The 18,396-nt window shown below is 69.8% G+C and carries 18 protein-coding genes and 1 pseudogene; 12 read left to right on the plus strand and 7 right to left on the minus strand.

Annotated elements, in window-relative coordinates; genetic code table 11:
* Positions 1–40 precede the first annotated feature (40 nt).
* From lon to V5E28_RS49430, 9 genes and pseudogenes are all read left to right on the plus strand, one after another.
* Positions 41–2,401 (plus strand): endopeptidase La, encoded by a 2,361-nt coding sequence (gene lon / locus V5E28_RS04685; RefSeq protein ID WP_336205100.1) that lies wholly within the window; start codon positions 41–43, stop codon positions 2,399–2,401.
* Positions 2,402–2,548: 147 nt separating this feature from the next.
* A complete protein-coding gene (locus tag V5E28_RS04690) occupies positions 2,549–3,694 on the plus strand; it encodes a Fic family protein (RefSeq protein ID WP_336205101.1) in 1,146 nt (381 codons plus the stop codon).
* Positions 3,695–4,011: 317 nt separating this feature from the next.
* Positions 4,012–4,962 (plus strand): methionine ABC transporter ATP-binding protein, encoded by a 951-nt coding sequence (locus tag V5E28_RS04695; RefSeq protein ID WP_336205102.1) that lies wholly within the window; start codon positions 4,012–4,014, stop codon positions 4,960–4,962.
* A 22-nt stretch (positions 4,963–4,984) separates the two neighbouring features.
* Positions 4,985–5,641, plus strand: coding sequence for a methionine ABC transporter permease (locus V5E28_RS04700; protein ID WP_336205103.1), 657 nt, complete (start codon positions 4,985–4,987; stop codon positions 5,639–5,641).
* Positions 5,642–5,651: 10 nt separating this feature from the next.
* Positions 5,652–6,485 carry a MetQ/NlpA family ABC transporter substrate-binding protein gene (locus V5E28_RS04705; protein ID WP_336205104.1) on the plus strand — a complete coding sequence of 278 codons (834 nt, stop codon included), beginning with the start codon at positions 5,652–5,654 and terminating at the stop codon, positions 6,483–6,485.
* A gap of 141 nt (positions 6,486–6,626) precedes the next feature.
* A complete protein-coding gene (locus V5E28_RS04710; RefSeq protein ID WP_336205105.1) occupies positions 6,627–7,214 on the plus strand; it encodes a hypothetical protein in 588 nt (195 codons plus the stop codon).
* Positions 7,215–7,314: 100 nt separating this feature from the next.
* On the plus strand, positions 7,315–8,850 hold the full coding sequence (locus tag V5E28_RS04715; RefSeq protein WP_336205106.1) for an AMP-binding protein: 1,536 nt from the start codon (positions 7,315–7,317) through the stop codon (positions 8,848–8,850).
* 49 nt (positions 8,851–8,899) lie between these two features.
* Positions 8,900–9,079 (plus strand): hypothetical protein, encoded by a 180-nt coding sequence (locus V5E28_RS04720; RefSeq protein ID WP_336205107.1) that lies wholly within the window; start codon positions 8,900–8,902, stop codon positions 9,077–9,079.
* 46 nt (positions 9,080–9,125) lie between these two features.
* Positions 9,126–9,419 (plus strand): annotated as a pseudogene (locus tag V5E28_RS49430) (integrase core domain-containing protein); the annotation flags it as partial.
* Positions 9,420–9,469: 50 nt separating this feature from the next.
* Here V5E28_RS49430 and V5E28_RS04725 read toward each other — a convergent pair.
* Positions 9,470–9,919: a MarR family winged helix-turn-helix transcriptional regulator gene (locus tag V5E28_RS04725; protein ID WP_336205108.1), complete on the minus strand. Its 450-nt coding sequence runs from the start codon at positions 9,917–9,919 to the stop codon at positions 9,470–9,472.
* A gap of 98 nt (positions 9,920–10,017) precedes the next feature.
* Here V5E28_RS04725 and V5E28_RS04730 point away from each other — a divergent pair, with 98 nt between their 5' ends.
* The 3 genes from V5E28_RS04730 to V5E28_RS04740 all read left to right on the plus strand — a co-directional run bounded on the left by V5E28_RS04730 (position 10,018) and on the right by V5E28_RS04740 (position 12,215).
* Positions 10,018–10,455 (plus strand): hypothetical protein, encoded by a 438-nt coding sequence (locus V5E28_RS04730; RefSeq protein ID WP_336205109.1) that lies wholly within the window; start codon positions 10,018–10,020, stop codon positions 10,453–10,455.
* Positions 10,456–10,501: 46 nt separating this feature from the next.
* Entirely contained in the window at positions 10,502–10,699 is a 198-nt protein-coding gene (locus V5E28_RS04735) for a hypothetical protein (RefSeq protein ID WP_336205110.1), read from the plus strand.
* A 283-nt stretch (positions 10,700–10,982) separates the two neighbouring features.
* Complete coding sequence (locus tag V5E28_RS04740; RefSeq protein WP_336205111.1) at positions 10,983–12,215, plus strand: S1C family serine protease; 1,233 nt, start codon at positions 10,983–10,985, stop codon at positions 12,213–12,215.
* Positions 12,216–12,286: 71 nt separating this feature from the next.
* On the opposite strand, the gene V5E28_RS04745 is transcribed toward V5E28_RS04740, so the two are convergent.
* The 6 genes from V5E28_RS04745 to cydD all read right to left on the minus strand — a co-directional run bounded on the left by V5E28_RS04745 (position 12,287) and on the right by cydD (position 18,390).
* Positions 12,287–13,027 carry an ABC transporter permease gene (locus V5E28_RS04745; RefSeq protein ID WP_336205112.1) on the minus strand — a complete coding sequence of 247 codons (741 nt, stop codon included), beginning with the start codon at positions 13,025–13,027 and terminating at the stop codon, positions 12,287–12,289.
* A complete protein-coding gene (locus V5E28_RS04750) occupies positions 13,020–13,901 on the minus strand; it encodes an ABC transporter ATP-binding protein (protein WP_336205113.1) in 882 nt (293 codons plus the stop codon). Before V5E28_RS04750 ends, V5E28_RS04745 begins: the two co-directional genes overlap by 8 nt.
* Entirely contained in the window at positions 13,898–14,221 is a 324-nt protein-coding gene (locus V5E28_RS04755; protein ID WP_336205114.1) for a transcriptional regulator, read from the minus strand. The genes V5E28_RS04750 and V5E28_RS04755 overlap by 4 nt, the downstream gene beginning before the upstream one ends.
* The gene (locus tag V5E28_RS04760) at positions 14,218–14,841 is read right to left on the minus strand and encodes a hypothetical protein (protein ID WP_336205115.1); all 624 of its coding nucleotides are present in this window, start codon (positions 14,839–14,841) and stop codon (positions 14,218–14,220) included. Before V5E28_RS04760 ends, V5E28_RS04755 begins: the two co-directional genes overlap by 4 nt.
* A gap of 88 nt (positions 14,842–14,929) precedes the next feature.
* Complete coding sequence (gene cydC / locus V5E28_RS04765; RefSeq protein WP_336205116.1) at positions 14,930–16,633, minus strand: thiol reductant ABC exporter subunit CydC; 1,704 nt, start codon at positions 16,631–16,633, stop codon at positions 14,930–14,932.
* Entirely contained in the window at positions 16,630–18,390 is a 1,761-nt protein-coding gene (gene cydD / locus V5E28_RS04770) for a thiol reductant ABC exporter subunit CydD (protein WP_336205117.1), read from the minus strand. Before cydD ends, cydC begins: the two co-directional genes overlap by 4 nt.
* Positions 18,391–18,396: the final 6 nt, after the last annotated feature.

Below are 18,396 nucleotides of genomic sequence, written 5' to 3' on the forward strand. Positions count from 1 at the left end.
GATGAATTGAGTCCATGTAACTCAACCCTTTGGAGTGCGCATGAGTGAGAGCTTGATCCTCCCGGTCCTGCCGCTGGATGACGCTGTCGTCCTGCCGGGCATGGTGGTTCCCCTGGACCTGTCCGACTCCGAGGTGCGGGCCGCCATCGACGCGGCACAGGCATCCGGTCGCAACAAGCCGCAGGTCCTCCTCGTTCCCCGGATCGACGGCCGTTACGGCGCCGTCGGCGTGCAGGCCGTTGTCGAGCAGGTCGGGAGGCTTCCCGGCGGCGAGCCCGCCGCGGTCGTCCGCGGCGTCAACCGGGTGCGCGTCGGCAGTGGCACGACCGGACCGGGGGCGGCGCTGTGGGTGGAGGTCAGCACGGTCGACACCGTCGCCGCGGGCGAGCGCGCCCAGGAGCTGGCCAAGGAGTATAAGGCCCTGGCCACCACGATCCTGCAGAAGCGTGGCGCCTGGCAGGTGGTCGACCAGGTCAACCAGATCGACGACCCGTCGGTGCTGGCCGACAGCTCCGGCTACACCCCGTGGCTGACGACCGCCCAGAAGGTCGAGCTGCTGGAGGCCGCCGACCCGGCTGACCGGCTGGCCCGGCTGATCGAGTGGTCCCGCGACCACCTCGCCGAGCTGGACGTGGCCGAGACGATCCGCAAGGACGTCCAGGAGGGCATGGACAAGCAGCAGCGCGAGTTCCTGCTGCGCCAGCAGCTCGCCGCGGTCCGCAAGGAGCTCAAGGAGCTCAACGGCGACACCGCCGGGACCGAGGAGGAGGACTACCGCGCCCGCGTCGAGGCCGCCGACCTGCCCGAGAAGGTGCGCGAGGCGGCGCTCAAGGAGGTCGACAAGCTGGAGCGGACCTCCGACCAGTCTCCCGAGACCGGCTGGATCCGCACCTGGCTCGACACCGTCCTCGACATCCCCTGGAACGAGCGGACCGAGGACACCTACGACATCGTCGGCGCCCGCGAGGTGCTGGACGCCGACCACACGGGCCTGTCCGACGTGAAGGACCGCATCATCGAGCACCTGGCCGTGCGCAAGCGCCGCCAGGACAAGGGTCTCGGCGTGGTGGGCGGCCGCCGCAGCGGCGCGGTGCTGGCCCTCGCCGGCCCGCCCGGAGTCGGCAAGACCTCGCTGGGCGAGTCCGTCGCCCGCGCGATGGGCCGCAAGTTCGTCCGCGTCGCGCTCGGCGGCGTCCGCGACGAGGCGGAGATCCGCGGCCACCGGCGCACCTACGTCGGCGCGCTGCCCGGCCGCATCGTCCGGGCCATCCGCGAGGCCGGCTCGATGAACCCGGTCGTCCTGCTCGACGAGGTCGACAAGGTCGGCGCCGACTACCGCGGCGACCCGACCGCTGCCCTGCTCGAAGTGCTCGACCCGGCGCAGAACCACACCTTCCGCGACCACTACCTCGAGGTCGAGCTCGACCTGAGCGACGTGCTCTTCCTGGCCACGGCCAACGTCCTGGAGGCGATCCCCGGGCCGCTGCTGGACCGCATGGAGATCGTCACCCTCGACGGCTACACCGAGGACGAGAAGGTCGCGATCGCCCGCGACCACCTGCTGCCCCGGCAGCTGGACCTGGCCGGCCTGACGGCCGAAGAGGTCAAGGTCGAGGAGGGCGCGCTGCGCAGGCTGGCCGCCGAGTACACCCGCGAGGCCGGGGTCCGGTCGCTGGAGCGCTCGATCGCCCGCATCCTGCGCAAGGTGACGGCCAACGACGAGCTGCCCGCCACCGTGGGCGCGGACGACCTGGTCGGCTACCTCGGACGGCCGCGGTTCGTGCCGGAGTCGTCGCTGCCCGAGGCCACCCAGCGCACCTCGGTGCCCGGCGTGGCGACGGGCCTGGCGGTCACCGGCGCCGGCGGCGACGTCCTCTACGTGGAGGCGTCGCTGGCGGACCCGGAGACCGGCGAGACCGGGCTCACGCTGACCGGCCAGCTCGGCGACGTGATGAAGGAGTCGGCCAGGATCGCACTGTCCTACCTGCGCTCGCACGGCGCGGAGCTGGAGCTGCCGGTCACCGCGCTGAAGGACCGCTCGGTCCACGTCCACTTCCCCGCGGGCGCCGTGCCCAAGGACGGCCCCTCGGCCGGTGTGACGCTGACGACCGCGCTGGCCTCGCTCCTGTCGGGCCGCCTGGTCCGCGGCGACGTGGCCATGACCGGCGAGATCTCGCTCACCGGGCGGGTCCTGCCGATCGGCGGCGTCAAGCAGAAGCTGCTCGCGGCGCACCGGGCGGGCATCACCACGGTGCTCATCCCGGCCCGCAACGAGCCGGATCTGGACGACGTGCCCCAGGAGGTCCGCGACGAGCTGACCATCCACCCGGTCGGCGACGTGCGCGAGGTGCTCGACATCGCCCTCGCCCCGGCGCAGGTGGCGTCTTCCGTCGCCGCCTGACCCGGCCTCCATGACGCGCACCCCGTCGCAGCTCCCGCTGCGGCGGGGTGCCCGTGTGCTCGTATCAAAGATCATTATTTTCCGTATATAGATGGTTGAATCATCCCGCCGTTTGACTGAATGATTCGTTGATGCTTGGCTGACCTCATGCTGTACGGAACGCCCGCGCTTGAGGCGGTGGACAAAGCCGTGCTGGCCGAGATCGAGGACATGCGGCGCGATCTGAAATACCGCCTGGCCGAGACCCATCGCTGGGACGGCCAGCTCCGCCGGCAGCTGCAGGCGCGCGCCATCCAGGGGTCCAACTCCATCGAGGGCTACCAGGCCAGCGTCGAGGACATCGAGTCGATCATGGCGGGGGAGGAGCCGCTGGAGACGACCGGCCCCGTGGCCAGGGAGATCGCCGGATACCAGCAGGCCCTGACCTATATCCAGCAGCTCTCCAGGGCCTCTGCCTTCCGGTATGACGCGGGGCTGCTCAACGCACTGAACTTCATGATGATCGGCCACCATCGCGACAAGTCGCCGGGCGTCATCCGGCCCGGAAGCGTCTACATCCGCAACTCAGAGACCGGCGAGGTGGTCTACGAGGGGCCGGACAGCGAACGGGTGCCGGAATTGATGGACAAGCTGGTCGAGTGGCTCAACGACGGGGATCTCGGCGCCCCCGGGTACGTCCGCGCCGCAATGGCGCACCTGAATCTCGTCAAGATCCATCCCTGGCGGGATGGCAACGGCCGGATGTCGCGGGCCCTGCAAACCCTGGTGCTCGGCCGGGATCAGATCACGACACCCGAGTTCTGTTCGATCGAGGAGTGGCTCGGCCAGCAGCGCTCCACTCTCGACTACTACGACGTCCTCGGCGAGGTCGGTCGGCGGAGCTGGAGTCCGCACGGGGACACCCTGGCATGGGTGCGGTTCTGCCTGCGAGCACACCACCTTCAAGCCCAGCGCGTGGCACAGCGCCTGGCACAGGCGGGAGAGATCTGGACCCTCCTGGAAGAGCGGATCGATGCCGACGCGCTCAACCCCCGCGTCGTGTCCGCGCTATACGAGGTGTTCGTGAACACCCGGCTGCGACGCAGCCGATACCAGGCCGACGAGGGGCTCAGCCAGGGCCAGGCCGCCCGCGACCTGCGCGACCTCGCGGCCAAGCGCTGGGTTCGGCCGTACGGCGAGACCAAGGGCCGCTTCTACGCCCCCGGCCCCCGGATGTCCGAGATCAAGGCGCAGTTCGCCGAGCGGGTCATCCCCCTGGTGGACCCGTACAAGGAGCGCGAAACCGTACAGTGACTCAGATCACCGGACATAACCGGAATAGGAGGGGCTAACAACGCTGTTGCACACGGCGTGAACGAGGCATACGCGGACGACCGGAGCGCCATGGGCGCCTGGTGTTGTCGCATGCGTATGGGGCGAATGTCCGCCATGCAGGCCCGCTGAGAACCACCCGCCCGCATCCCTCGAAGGTCACCGTGATCACACCCTTGTTCGTGCTGCGCAGGCTGAGTCACCTGCCATTCCATCCGGGCACCCGCTAGCCCGTCCTCTGCTGCTGATGTCCGTTGCGCGGCCCCTTGGGTGGCCGCTCTCAGTCGTGGGGAAATGTCGTGATCCAGGTATCCGGCCTGCGCAAGCTGTACGGCGACACCGTCGCGTTGGACGGTGTCGACCTGCACGTGCGCGAGGGCGAGATCTACGGTGTGGTCGGCCAGAGCGGCGCCGGCAAGAGCACCCTGCTCCGCTGCGTCAACCTGCTCGAACGGCCCGCCGCCGGCACCGTAACGGTGGCCGGGCAGGACCTGACGGCGCTGCGCGGCAGGGAGCTCAACCGTGCCCGCCAGCGCATCGGCATGATCCACCAGCACTTCGCGCTGCTCTCCTCGCGCACGGTCGCCGGCAACGTGTCCTTCCCGCTGGAGGTCATGGGCGTGCCCAGGGCGGAGCGACGGCGACGCGTCGGCGAGCTGCTCGACCTGGTGGGGCTCGGCGGCCGCGGGGGCGACCACCCGCACCAGCTGTCCGGCGGGCAGAAGCAGCGGGTCGGCATCGCCCGGGCGCTGGCGGGCAACCCGGCGGTGCTGCTGTCGGACGAGGCCACCTCGGCGCTCGACCCGGGCACCACGCAGTCGATCCTGGCCCTGCTCAAACGGCTCAACACCGAGCTCGGGCTGACGATCCTGCTGATCACCCACGAGATGGACGTCGTCAAGACCATCTGCGACTCCGCCGCCATCATGGCCGGCGGCCGGATCGAGGAGTCGGGGCCGATCGCCGGGCTCATCAGGACGCCGGGCTCGCGGCTGACGCGGGAGATCTTCCCGCTGCCCGACCCCGCGCCGGCGGGCTCGGTCACGCTCACCTTCACCGGCGACCCACGGCAGGCGCTGGTGTCGGAGGTCGTGCGCAAGTTCGACGTGGACGTCAGCATCCTGGGCGGCTCGATCGAGGAGCTCGCGGGCGGCTCCGTCGGCCGCCTGCGCGTCGCCCTCGCGGGCGAGGAGGTCCCGTCCGCGCTGGCGTACCTGCGCGAGCGTGGCCTGCTGGTGGAGACGTCATGACGCGGAAAGGCGGACAGACCGGATGACCTGGGACGAGATGGCGCCCCTGCTGTGGGAGGGCACCTGGCAGACCGCCGTGATGGTGGGCTGGGCCGCGGTCTTCACCGTGCTGCTCGGGCTGCCTCTGGGCGTGGCGCTGGTCGTGTTCGACCGGGGCGGGCTCCGCCCCCTGCCGGTGTTCAAGTCGGCGCTCGGACTGATCGTGAACGTGGGGCGGTCGTTGCCGTTCATCGTGCTGATGATCGCGATCATCCCGTTCACCCGGCTGGTCGTGGGCACCACGATCGGGACGGCGGCGGTGGTCGTGCCGCTCACCGTCGGGGCGGTGCCATTCTTCGCGCGCCTGGTGGAGACGGCGCTGCGCGAGGTCGACAGGGATGTGGTCCAGGCGGCTCAGGCGATGGGGGCGGGCCGCGCCGCCATCGTCTGGAAGGTGCTGCTGCCCGAGGCGCTGCCGGGCATCGTCGCGGGGGTGACCGTGACCGTGGTCGCCCTGATCGGCTACTCGGCCATGGCCGGGACCATCGGCGGTGGCGGGCTCGGCGACCTGGCCGTCAGATACGGATACCAGCGGTTCGAGACGGTGCTCATGATCGTGACCGTCGTGCTGCTCATCGTGATCGTGCAAATCATGCAGAGCCTGGGCGATGTGCTCGCCCGGCGTCTATCGCACAAGTAAAGGAAAAATCATGAAAATTCATCGCCTTGTGGGCGCGGCTGCCCTGTCCCTGTTGCTCGCCGCATGCGGTACGTCGCAGTCCGCTACTCCGGCAGGCGGCGCCCAGGCCGAGTCGGCGGACACCGTGCTGAAGATCGGCGCGAGCCCGGTCCCGCACGCGGAGATCCTCAACTTCGTCAAGGACAACCTGGCTCCCGCCGCCGGCCTCAAGCTCGAGGTCGTCGAGTTCACCGACTACGTGCAGCCGAACGTGCAGCTCAGCGAGGGCCAGCTCACGGCCAACTTCTTCCAGCACAAGCCCTACCTGGACGACTTCAACGCCTCCAAGGGCACCGAGCTGAGCTTCGTCACCCCGGTCCACCTGGAGCCGCTGGGCCTGTACTCCAAGAAGTCGACCGAGCTCGCCGCGCTGCCCGCGGGCGCCACCGTGGCCGTTCCGAACGACGCCACCAACCTGGGCCGCGCGCTCAAGCTGCTCGCCGACAACGGCGTGGTCACCCTCAAGGAGGGCGCCGGCACCGCCGCCACCGAGCGGGACGTGACCGGCAACCCCAAGAAGCTCGCGTTCAAGCCGCTGGAGGCAGCCCAGCTGCCCCGCTCGCTGGACGACGTCGACGCCGCGGTGATCAACGGCAACTACGCGCTCGAGGCCGGGCTCAAGCCCGCCACGCAGGCGCTGGCGCTGGAGAAGACCGAGGCGAACCCGTACGTGAACGGCCTGGTGGTGCCGGCCGGCCACGAGAAGGACGCCAACATCGTGACCCTCGGCAAGCTCCTGCAGGACCAGAAGGTCAAGGACTTCATCGCGCAGAAGTATCAGGGCTCGGTGATCGCCGCCAAATGATATTGAAAAACCGCTAGATCATATTAAATGATCTTAAGGGCGATTTAAGGCCATGTAAGCGGATTGTAAGTGGTAGGCAATGCGGTCGGATTACCAATACAGGGACAGCAAAAAGCAAACCCTCTCCCGAGGAGCCTCCACATGCGATTCGCAGCACGAATCCTCATCGGCGTGGCCGCCGCCACCACGGTCGCCATCGCCGCCCCGGTCGCCGCAAACGCTTCCGTCACTTCGGCCACCTCCGCCACCCCCGCCTCGTACGAGGCGGGCTGGGGGTCCTACTACTCCAGCGACCACAAGGCCAAGGCCAAGGGTCACGTCGAGGTCGAAGAGAAGAAGTACAAGCACTGGTACTGGAAGACCTTCTGGGTCAAGAAGAAGGTCTGCAAGTACGACGAGGACGGCGACAAGCACTGCAAGTGGATTCCGAAGAAGTTCAAGAAGCACGTGTGGGTCTGGAAGACCGAGCACTTCTACTCGGTCGACAGCAAGCTCACCAACTACAAGTGGTGGGGCAAGAACAACTGCGCGTGGGAGACCTTCAAGATCGTGAACCACGACGGTTCCACGTACTTCAAGAAGTTCAAGAACTGCCACAAGTTCCCGAAGCACTACTCGTTCTCCGGTAAGGACGCCGCGCACATTTACGTGAACGTGAGCAGGGGCAAGCACTTCGGCCCGACCGGCTGGTACTCCGGCTGGCAGGACGTTTACCACGCCGCCGCCTGACCCGTTCTGACGGAGCCGCGATCTCGATGGCGAGGTCGCGGCTTCGCCGTGCCCGGGTGGTTCTGGCGCATCGGCCAATCAGCAGAATAGTGTTCGGTTCATGTACCCCGGAGCCATCGCAGCAGTCAGCCCGGACAAGCCCGCTGTGATCATGGCGGGCTCCGGTCAGGTCATCACCTACCGCCGGCTCGACGAGGAGTCGAACCGGCTGGCCCACCTGTTCCGCGCCGCCGGCCTACGGCCGGGGGACCATATCGCCTTCATGCTCGGCAACCATCCGCTCTTCCTGGCCATCGCCTGGGCGGCGCACCGCTCCGGCCTCTACTACACCGCGATCAGCTCCCGCCTGCAGGCCGACGAGCTCTCCTACATCGTCGGCAACTGCGGCGCGCGGGTGTTCATCTCGAGCGCCGATCTGGCCGACGTCGCCACCTCGATCACCGCCGCCACCCCGGGCGTCGAGCTGCGCCTGATGCTGGACGGCGTCGCCGACGGCTTCACCTCCTACGAGAAGGCGGTGGCCGGGCAGCCGGTCACCCCGATCGACGACGAGGTCCAGGGCGCCGACATGCTCTACTCCTCCGGCACCACCGGCAGGCCCAAGGGCATCAAACCGGCGCTCACCATGGCGCCGCTCACCGAGCCGAGCATGCTCCTCAGGCTCATCGAGGGCCTGTTCGCGCCGTCGGCCGACAGCGTCTACCTGTCGCCCGCGCCGCTCTATCACGCCGCGCCGCTGCGCTACTGCCTGTCGCTCCAGCGGCTCGGCGCCACGGTCGTCGTCATGGAACGCTTCGATCCCGAGCAGTACCTGCAAGCGGTCGAGAAATACCGGGCGTCGCACACGCAGCTGGTGCCGACGATGTTCATCAAGATGCTCAAGCTGCCCGACGAGACGCGCCAGAAGTACGACCTGTCGTCGCTGGCCTGCGCGATCCACGCGGCCGCCCCCTGCCCGATCCCGGTCAAGGAGCAGATGATCGACTGGTGGGGCCCGATCATCCACGAGTACTACGCCGGCACCGAGGGCAACGGATTCCTGTACGTCAACTCCGCCGACTGGCTCCAGCACCGGGGCACGGTCGGCCGCTCGCTGCTCGGCACCGTGCACATCTGCGACGAGGCGGGCGACGACCTCCCGGCTGGCGAGCACGGAACCATCTACTTCGACAGCGGCGCCGCCTTCGAATACCACGGCGACCCGGACAAGACCCGTTCCGTCCAGGACCCCAAGGGCAGGGGCTGGACCACCCTCGGCGACATCGGCTACCTCGACGCCGACGGCTTCCTCTACCTGACCGACCGCCGCTCGTACATGATCATCTCGGGCGGGGTGAACATCTACCCGCAGGAGGCGGAGAACGTCCTGTGCGTCCACCCCAAGGTCGCCGACGTGGCGGTGCTCGGCGTGCCGGACGAGGAGATGGGCGAGCAGGTCAAGGCGGTGGTGCAGCCGGTCTCCATGGCCGAGGCGGGGCCGGAGCTGGAGGCGGAGCTGATCGAGTACTGCCGCTCGCACCTGGCCCACTACAAGTGCCCGAGATCGGTGGACTTCCGCGCCGAGCTGCCCCGGCACCCCACGGGCAAGCTGTACAAGCGGCTGCTCAAGGACGAATACTGGCCCGCGCCCTCATAGCCGCGACACACCCCGGCCGCTCCCGGCGGCCGCCCTCGTCGCGGAATGGATGCGCGACATCCCTGCCGAGCTTCCGGAAGACCCGACGTCCGAGCAGGTGAACGCCTGGATAGAGCTGGCCGAGCTGGTCGCCGACGAGAGCTTCCAGCGGACGGTCCGGCAGATGGTCTTGACCGGAGAGCAGGACGATCTGACGGGGTGCTCGTCGGCGCGGACGTGCGCGTCCTGAAGATTCCGCCGCGCTCGCCACGGGCGAACGCGTTGCCGAGTGGTTCGTCGGCACGCTGCGGCGTGAATGCCTCGATCACCTTCTGGTCCTTGGTGAGCGGCATCTGAGGCAGGTCCTGGCCGGGTACAGGCGCCACTGCAACGAGCACCGGCCGCATCAGGCACTGTCACTACGCCAACCCCTTAACGATCCGGCCGGCGAGACCAGCTCGGCGGAGTCCTCCACGAATACTCACATGCCGCTTGAAGTGCGTGGATGGGGTTTTCGGCAGGCGCAATGTCGCACGACCTGGGCGTCAGTGCGCGAGCCCCACCGCCTTGCGGAGCAGCGGTGCTGTTAGGCCTCGTCAGGCCCAGCCCATCTGAACCTGCGTGGTACGCACGACCCTGATTACGCACAATCAGGGTCGTGGGCGATGAACAGGCGGGCGACCATGTCGTTCAGCAGCGAGCGCTCGACGGGTGTCAGCGCGCCGAGGAAGTCAGCCTCCACTTTCGCCATATGCGCCAGCACCTCCTCCACTACGCGTGCGCCGTCCTCGGTGACCGTGACCAGATATTTGCGGCGGTCGGCGGTGTTGCGGACGCGGCGCACATACCCCAGCCGCTCCAGCGTGTTGATGACCTCCGTCATGGTGGTGCGATCCATGCGGGCCAGCGCGGTCAGGTCGCGCTGCGACATGGCAGCGTCGTGCGCATAGGCCAGCACGCGCAGTTCCTTGCCGGTAAGGCCCCAGCCGCCGACCTCGACCTCGATGCGCTGCCGCGCGAAGTCGCCGAGGCGCGCCAACATGTAGCCGGTGGCCATGGAGATCCGCTCTGCTGCGCCGCGCGTGCTCATGCCGTCCAATGTAGAGCCCTTGAGCCCGGCGACAATCGTCAGCTAGACTGACGAAAAATCGTCAGCCAACCTGACGGATGCGCGCTAAAGGAGCTCTCATGACGCTGTCTTCCCGTGGCGAGACCGCCCTGCGTGTCGCCCTCACCTTGATCGGCACAATTACCACACTGCCCGTCGTCGCCCTCGTGAACGTCGGCATCCTCGACTGGAACTACGGCGTGTCCGACCCCGCTCCAATGACGCAGGCCCTGCTGCAGCACCGGGGCATGCTGCAGCTTCTGCTCGGGGCCGCCATCGTGTGGGCCGCGTTCCACCCGCCGGTGCGCCTCGCGGCCGCCCTGGCAGCCGTGGTCGGCAAGACCACGTTTCTCGCCCTCATTCTGCCCAACGCGGCGATCCGCGGAGATCTGTCGCCGCTGAGCATCTGGTTCGATTTAACCTGCATTGTCGTGCTGGGACTGCTGGCCGCCCGGCTCGTCACGCGCAGACGGGAGCCTGCGGTTTCTCCGCGCGGATCAGACGTTCGCGCCGCCTGATCCACCTCCTGAGAAGGAGGTCCCGCCGGAGTCGCCTGGCGCAAGGGTGATTCTGGACCGGATCATCCCCGTTGAGCTGCCCGCCGAGGAGATCGCCTCCCTGACGGACTGGCTGGAACTGGTCGCCGAGCCCCAAGTGGAGCGGTACTGGCAGCTTCTGAACCGCCTCCGGGGCCTGCCGCCGGCCCCGGAGGCGGTGCCGGCCTTCCAAAGGCTGCTCGCCGCGCTGCGCGCCCACCGCTGATCCCGTCCCGTGCTTCTCCACCGCCCTCAGCGTGGGCGAGAAGTCAACGTGTCGCGCACGGTGCACCCCGGCCGGGACGTCCTGCGGCGAGGGCCCCCGCGCGTCGACACCGTCCGGGTCGCGGGAACAATGTTTTACCCACACAAAATTCTGTCCGGTGACAGAGCCCCCACCAGCAGTGATAAGGCTCTCGTCAGACTTCTCACCCTCCTTCGATCAAGCGCTTAACCTGCACTTACGCCGACCTTGGCACCCTTGAGTCATCGGGACTTGAGGAGATGACATGAACGCGAACGAGCCTCGCGAGCAGGGCGCAGGCGGGTGGAGCCAGTTCGGCGACACTCCGCCCTCCGCCGGGGGCTTCCCCCGGCGAGACACCGTGATCATGGGGCCGCCGGCGCCGCCGCCGCCCGCGCCGAGAAAGCCGGGCTTCACCGCCCGGCAGAAGGCGATCGCGGGACTGGCCCTGGCGGCCATGGCCATCGGCGGCGGTGCCGTGGGGGCCACCGTCGCCACCGCGTTCCAGGAGCCGACCGCCGCCGCGAGCGCGCCGAGCTCGGCGTTCAAGTCGGTCTCCAACAACCTGTCCGTCTCCGAGGTAGCGGAGAAGGTGCAGCCCTCCGTCGTGATGATCAAGGGTGCCACCGGTGAGGGCTCGGGCGTCGTACTGTCGGCCGACGGGCTGATCCTGACCAACAACCACGTGGTCGTGGGGGCCGGTCAGGGCGGCGAGATGAGCGTGAAGTTCAACGACGGCAAGACGGCGAAGGCCTCCGTCGTCGGCACCGACCCCGCCACCGACCTGGCGGTCATCAGGGCGGAGGGCGTCTCGGGGTTGACCGCCGCCTCGCTGGGCGACAGTGACGGGCTCAAGGTGGGCGATTCCGTGCTGGCTCTGGGCAGCCCGCTCGGCCTGGACGGGTCGGTCACCATGGGCATCATCAGCGCGCTCGACCGGACGCTGTCGGTCGGCGGCGAGCAGGAGCAGCAGGTCCCGCCCGGTTGGGGGGAGCAGCGTGGTCAGGCGCGCGAGGTCACCACGATCGCCGGCGCCATCCAGACCGACGCGGCGATCAACCCGGGCAACTCCGGCGGCGCCCTGGTCAACGCCTCCGGGCAGCTGGTCGGCATCAACACCGCCATCGCCACGAACGGTGGCAGCAGCGGCAGCATCGGCGTCGGCTTCGCCATCCCGATCAACACCGCCAAGCACGTGGCCGACCAGCTCATCGGCAGCGGCAAGGTCAGCCACGCGTTCCTGGGCGTGAGCGTCACCGACGCCACCGGCGACGTGCCCGGGGCGCTGGTCCGCCAGGTGACCGCCGCAAGCCCCGCTGAGAAGGCCGGGCTGAAGCAGGGCGACCTGATCACGCAGATCGGTGGTAAGGCGGTCGACGGCGGAGATACGGTTGTTGGGCAGGTCAGAGGTTTCAAACCGGGCCAACAGGTTCAGATCACATATATGAGGGACGGCAAGGAGAGCAGCGCCACCGTGACCCTCGAAGAGAAGAAATAACAGGACCCCCTCACGGACGGGTGTGCCGTCGAGATCGCTGCGGACTTGGCGGCACACCCCCCGTTTCGGGCTTACGAGAACCGGCGTCCCTCGTCGCGCCGGTAGGCCCATGCCGCTCCCGTCGCGGAGATCAGTGTCCAGGCCGCCAGCGTCACCAGGGGCAGCACCTCCGGCTGGACGCCGGCGGCGGCCCATGAGACCAGCTCGCCGGCGCCCCGGGTGGGCACGAACTGCGAGACGGTGTCCACGAAGGCGGGCATCAGCTGGATGGGCAACATCAGCCCGCCCAGGATCGCGAGCGGGAAGAACAGCAGCTGTGACACCGCGATGGCCGCCTTCGACGGCATCGCGAAGCCGATGAACAGGCCGATCATCATGAACGGGATCGACGAGACCAGCACCGCGGCCACGCCGAGCAGCAGCCGGGGCGCGGTGATGGTCGCCTCGGTGAACAGGGCGGCGATCACCAGCACCGGGATCACCGAGGCGACCATCATGCCCATGGTGGTGAGGATCCGCCCGGCGAAGCGGGGGAGCGGCCCGGCGGGCAGGGTGCGAAGGTAGGGGTTCCACGGTTGCTCACGATCCTGCGCGACCGAGATGGCCAGCCCGATCAGCGCGGCAGACATCGCGCCGATCAGCATCATCGATCCCGTCGCGGTGGTCGCGGCGAGCGGGTCGGCGCCGGCGAACGGCACCACGAACGCCAGCATCGAGATGGCCGGGAACAGCGTGCTGGCCAGCAGGCCGATCGGCACCCGGATCTGCTCCAGGGCCTGATAGCGGGTGTGGGCGAGGATCAGGCTAGACATGTGACGGCTCCTTGGCGGTGATGGCGAGAAAGGCCTCTTCGAGCGAGGTGGGCCGGATCTCCAGGCCGGAGAACGCCGTGCCGCTGCGCACCAGCTCGACGACGAGCCGGTCGGGGTCGGAGGTCACCAGATGGACGCGGCCGTCCTCACGGTGGCTGGCGATCACGCCGGGCAGCTCCGGCAGCCCGTCCGCGACCAGGGAGACCCGCCGCACCCCCACCACGTCGCGGATGGCCCGCACGGTGTCGTCGGCGAGCACGCGGCCGTGGCCGACCACCACGACCCGCTGCGCCAGCGCCTCGATCTCCTCCAGGTAGTGGCTGGTCAGCAGCACCGTGCCGCCTTCGTCGTGGAATGCCCTGATGCCGTCCCAGAGCGCCCGCCTGGCCTCGACGTCGAGCCCGGTGGTCGGTTCGTCCAGGAAGACCAGCCGGGGATTGCCCGCGAAGGCCAGCGCCACGGCCAGCCGCCGCTTCTGCCCGCCTGACAGGCCGCCGATCTGGCGCTTGACCAGATCGCCCAGGTCGAAGCGGTCCAGCAGCTCCGACTTGTCGGCACGCTGCGGGAAGTGCGCGGACACGAAGTCGACGATCTCGCCCACCTTGAGAACCTCGGGCAGGCCGGTCTCCTGCGGCGTGACGCCGATGCCGCGCCGTACCAGCGGGTCGGCAGGGGAGCCGCCGAGCAGCTCGACCGTGCCGGAGGTGGCGCGGCGCAGTCCCACGAACAGGTTGATGAGCGTGGACTTGCCCGCGCCGTTCGGGCCCAGCAAGCCCACTAACTCGCCGGCGTGGATGTCGAGGGACACGTTGTCGAGCGCGAGCACATTCCCGTAGCGCCGGGTGACCTCGACCGTCTTGGCGAGGACTGTCATGAAATGCCTCCTGTGGAGTCCAGTAGGGCGCGAATCGCCTTGGTGTAGTCCTCCAGCGCCAGCCGCCCGCGCTTGGTCAGGGCGACGTAGGTGATGGGGGTGCGGCCCTTGTGGGTCTTGGTGATGTGCACGTAGCCCGCCTCTTCGAGCTTGGACAGGTGGACGGACAGGTTGCCGGCCGTCATGGCGAGCAGGTCCTTCAGCGTGGGGAAGGCGATCTCGTCGCCGTCGCCCAGCGTGTTGAGCGTGACCATCACGCGCAGCCTGGCCTGGGCGTGGACCACCGGGTCCAGCTCGGGCAGGGTGTTGTCCGCGGTCACATCCGCCGCCTGAGCCAGAAGCCGGCGGCGATCTGCCCCCCGCCGAGCAGCACCGCCGTCAGCAGCGCGTGCCAGCCCGGGCCCAGCAGCACGCCCAGCGCGTTCACGGCGGCGATCCAGACGCCGACGAAGAACATCGGCCAGTCGAGATAGATGGCGCCGCCGGTCATGTAGAGGACGGCCACCAGCATGAGGGACGCGCCCGCCCACAGCAGGCCGGACTCCGCGGCGGGAAGCATGGGGCTGACGCGGGTGGCGATCACGCCCAGCAGGACCATCCCGACGAACCAGGAGTAGCCATACATCGTGCCCTTGGCCGAGGTCTCTCCCCGCACCTGGCCGGCCATCTTGACGATCCCGAAGGCCGCCAGGCCACCGGCCACCACCTGCGCGCTCATCAGCACGCCCAGCGCCTGGTTCTGGCTGATCGGCGCGTATGGCACCCCGTGCAGGCCGTAGTGCAGGAAGAACGCGCCGAACCCCAGCAGCCAGGCCATGCCCCAGGGCGCGTAGAGCAGCAGGGGGTCGCCGCGCAGCGCCTTCACCGTGGCGACGCGCTGCTCCTCGATGAGGCGGAGCGTCTCCTCGGGGCTGGGAACGCGCTCGCCGTCATTTGTCATGGCAACTCCTCTTGGCCTCAAACTGGTTTGTACTTTAAACCAGCCTGCCATGCAGCACAACGAGCGGTCCGACCGGATGGTTCCCGGCTCAGCGGCGGGTGAGCGCCTCGGACTCCCACAGGTCCCGGTAGTAGCCCGGCCGCCCGACGAGCTCGTCGTGGTGCCCCCGCTGCACGACGCGGCCCTCCTCCAGCACGATGATCTCGTCCACCTGCTCCAGCCCCTTCAGCCGGTGCGTGACGAGCAGCGTGGTGCGGTCGTGCGTCACGTCGAGCAGGTCGGTCATCAGCCGGTCCGCCGTCTCCTCGTCCAGCGCCTCGGCCGGCTCGTCCAGCAGCAGCACCGGCGGGTCGTACAACAGCGCCCTGGCGAGCGCCAGGCGCTGCAACTGCCCGCCGGACACGGTGCTGCCGTCCTCGCCCAGCTCGGCGTCCCATCCGGTCCGCTCGACCCACTGCTCCAGGCGGGCATCCCGTACGGCGCGCAGCAGCGCCTCCTCGCCCGCCTCCGGCCCGGCCAGGCGCAGGTTGTCGCGCAGGGTGGTCTGGAAGATGTACGGATCCTGGGTCAGGCCGGTCATCAGCGTTCGTACGTCATCAGAGGCCATGCTCCTGATGTCGACGCCGTTGATCCTGATATTTCCGGACTCGGGCTCTACCAGCCGCATCAGCGCCGCCAGCAGCGTGCTCTTCCCGGCGCCGCTCGGTCCCACCAGCGCGAGCCGCCTGCCGGGCGTCAGCGTCAGCGACACCCCGTCGACGGCCGGCCTGCCGGTGTGCGCGGTACCGGATCCGTTCGCGGAAGCATGCCGTACGACCAGATCGTCGATCTCGACGGTCAGCGGCGACGGCGGGGCGGGGGTGGCGGCGGCGGGCTCGTCGATCGCCGGGGGAGTGGCCTGGACGTCGCGCAGGCGACGCAGGGCCGCCAGTACGCCCGCCAGGCGCTCGCCCGCCGCGGCCAGCGGCAGGACGGGCTCGAAGGACACCAAGGCCGTCAGCGCGAGCACGGCCGTGGCCACGGTCCCCACGCCCGCGTTCTGGGCGATCAGCACGATCGCGGCCACGGTCAGGCCCTGCACCAGGGTGCCCGTCGCGAGCGCGGCGGCGTGCACGCGGGACTGGCGGCGCTCCAGCGTGGCCAGCCTCGCGTCGGCGGCCAGGGCGTCGGCCAGGGCGCGGTCGCCGGCGCCGTACGCGGCCAGGTCCGCTGAACCGTGCACCAGGTCGGCCACCCGGCTCGCCAGCTCGGCCCTGGCCGGCGCGATCCTGGCCGACCAGCGCCGCGCGGCCGTGGCCGTGCCGGCGGGCACCAGCACGCCCGCCACCACCAGCCCGGCCCCCAGCACCAGCGCCGTGACGGGCAGCAGGGTCAGCCCGACGACCACCGCGGCCAGCCCCGCGATGGCGGCGGCAGCGGCGGGCAGCAGGCAGCGCACGAGCAGGTCCTGCACCGCCTCGGTGTCGTCCACCATCCTGCTGAGCAGGTCGGCCCCGCCGTGGCCGGGCCGCCGCGGCGCGATGAGCGAGGCGTAGAGCCGCTCGCGGGCGTCCGCCTGGGCGCGCAGGGCCACGTCGTGTCCGGTGAGCCGCTCGGCGTACCTGAACACGCCCCTGCTCGTGGCGAACGCCCGCGTCGCCACGATCGCCACGCTCAGCGCGGCCAGCGGAGGCTGCTCAGCGGCTCTGGTGATCAGCCAGGCCGCGGCGGCGATCAGGCCCAGCCCGGCCAGGTCGGCCGCGGCCCCGGCCAGCACGGCCCAGACGAGCCGCCGCCCCATGCGCCGGTTCACGACTCACTCCTCGATGTAGGGATATATCGGTCGTCGGGCGATATATCCGAGATATCTGGTGCGTCAGCGCCGGATATCTCGCGACAAGCCGCCGAATCCGCGACCACCCGGCCTTCGTGGATACGGATCACCCGGTCCGCGAGCTCGATCATCGCCGGCCGGTGCGCCACGATCACGGCCGTGCGGTCGCGGCAGAGGTCGGCGGTCGCCGCGACCACGGCGGCCTCGCTGCGGCCGTCGAGGCGGGCCGTGGGCTCGTCCAGGAGCAGAAGCGGAGCCGACGGCCGGCAGAACGCCCTGGCCAGGGCGATGCGCTGGCGCTGGCCCGCCGACAGGTTCGCGCCCCGCTCGCCGACCCGTGTCTCGTACCCCTCGGGGAGCTCGTCGATGAAGTCGTGGGCGTGCGCGGCCGTGGCCGCCTGCCGCACCTCCAGCGGAGAGGCCGAAGGGGCGCCGAGGCGGATGTTGCCGGCCACGGTGGTGGTGAAGAGATGCGGGCGCTGCGGGACGAACGCCAGGCGGGCGCGCCAGCCGTCCAGGTCGAGCTCGCGCAGATCGGTCCCGTCCACCAGGACCCTGCCTTCGGACGGCTGGACGAAGCCGAGCACCAGGTTGAGCAGCGTGCTCTTGCCGCCGCCGCTCTCGCCGACCAGGGCGACCCGCTCGCCGGGCTCGATGGTGAGCGTGACGTGTTCCAGCGCGGGGTCGTCCCGGCCGGGGTAGCGGACGGTGACGTCCTCCAGCCGGATGAGCGGCGGCCCCTCAGGCGGCGCCTGCGGCCGGGGCGCCCGTTCCGGCCCGGCCGGGCGGGCGCCGGGCTCCCGTGGCTCGCCGTCCAGGACGGCGAAGGCCGCGTCGGCGGCGGCCACGCCCTCCATGGAGGCGTGGAAGCGGGTGCCCATGGCCCGCAGCGGCAGGTACGCCTCCGGCGCGAGCAGCAGCACCAGCAGCGCGGTCGTCAGGTCGAGGGAGCCGCCCAGCAGCCGCAGCCCGATGGGGACGGCGACCAGGGCCAGTGACAGCGACGCGCACAGCTCCAGCACCAGCGACGACAGGAACGCCACTCGCAGCGTCTTCATGGTGGCGCCCCGGTGGGCGTCGGCGACCTGCTGGATGACCGTCGCCTGATAGCGGGCGCGGCCGAAGGCGCGCAGCGTGGGCAGGCCGCGGACCACGTCGAGGAAGTGCCCGCCGAGCCGGGACAGCGCCCGGAACTGCCGCTCGGTGACGGCCTTGGTGGTCATCCCGACCAGAGCGCCGAAGATCGGGATCAGCGGCAGGGTGACCAGCACGATGACGGCGCTGGCCAGGTCGGCGACAAGCAGCCGGACGAGCACCGCCACCGGCACCACCGCGGCGACGGCGATCGAGGGCAGGTAGCCCGTCAGGTAGGCGTCCAGACCGTCGAGGCCGCGGCCGGTGAGTGTGACGAGCTCGCCCGAGCGGTGCCCGGCGAGCCTGGCGGGACCCAGGTCCTGCAGCCTGGCCAGCAGGCGGTGCCGGAGCGCGGACTTGACCCCGGTGGCGGTGCGCCCGGCGAACACGCCCTGCGTCCACGCCAGCAGCGCCCGCACGGCGACCACGGCGGCCACGCCCGCCAGCGCGGTGGCGGCGAACCTGCCGGACAGCACCCCGGCCAGCAGCTCAGCCTGCACCAGGACGAGCAGCCCCGCCGCCACCGCCGCGACGAAGGTGACGGCGAGGTGGCGGCGCACCGACTGCTCGGCCCGCATCAGGCGCAGGAGATCCTTGTGCACGAGTCC

It is taken from the genome of Nonomuraea sp. LPB2021202275-12-8 (assembly GCF_037044575.1).
GTDB lineage: Bacteria > Actinomycetota > Actinomycetes > Streptosporangiales > Streptosporangiaceae > Nonomuraea.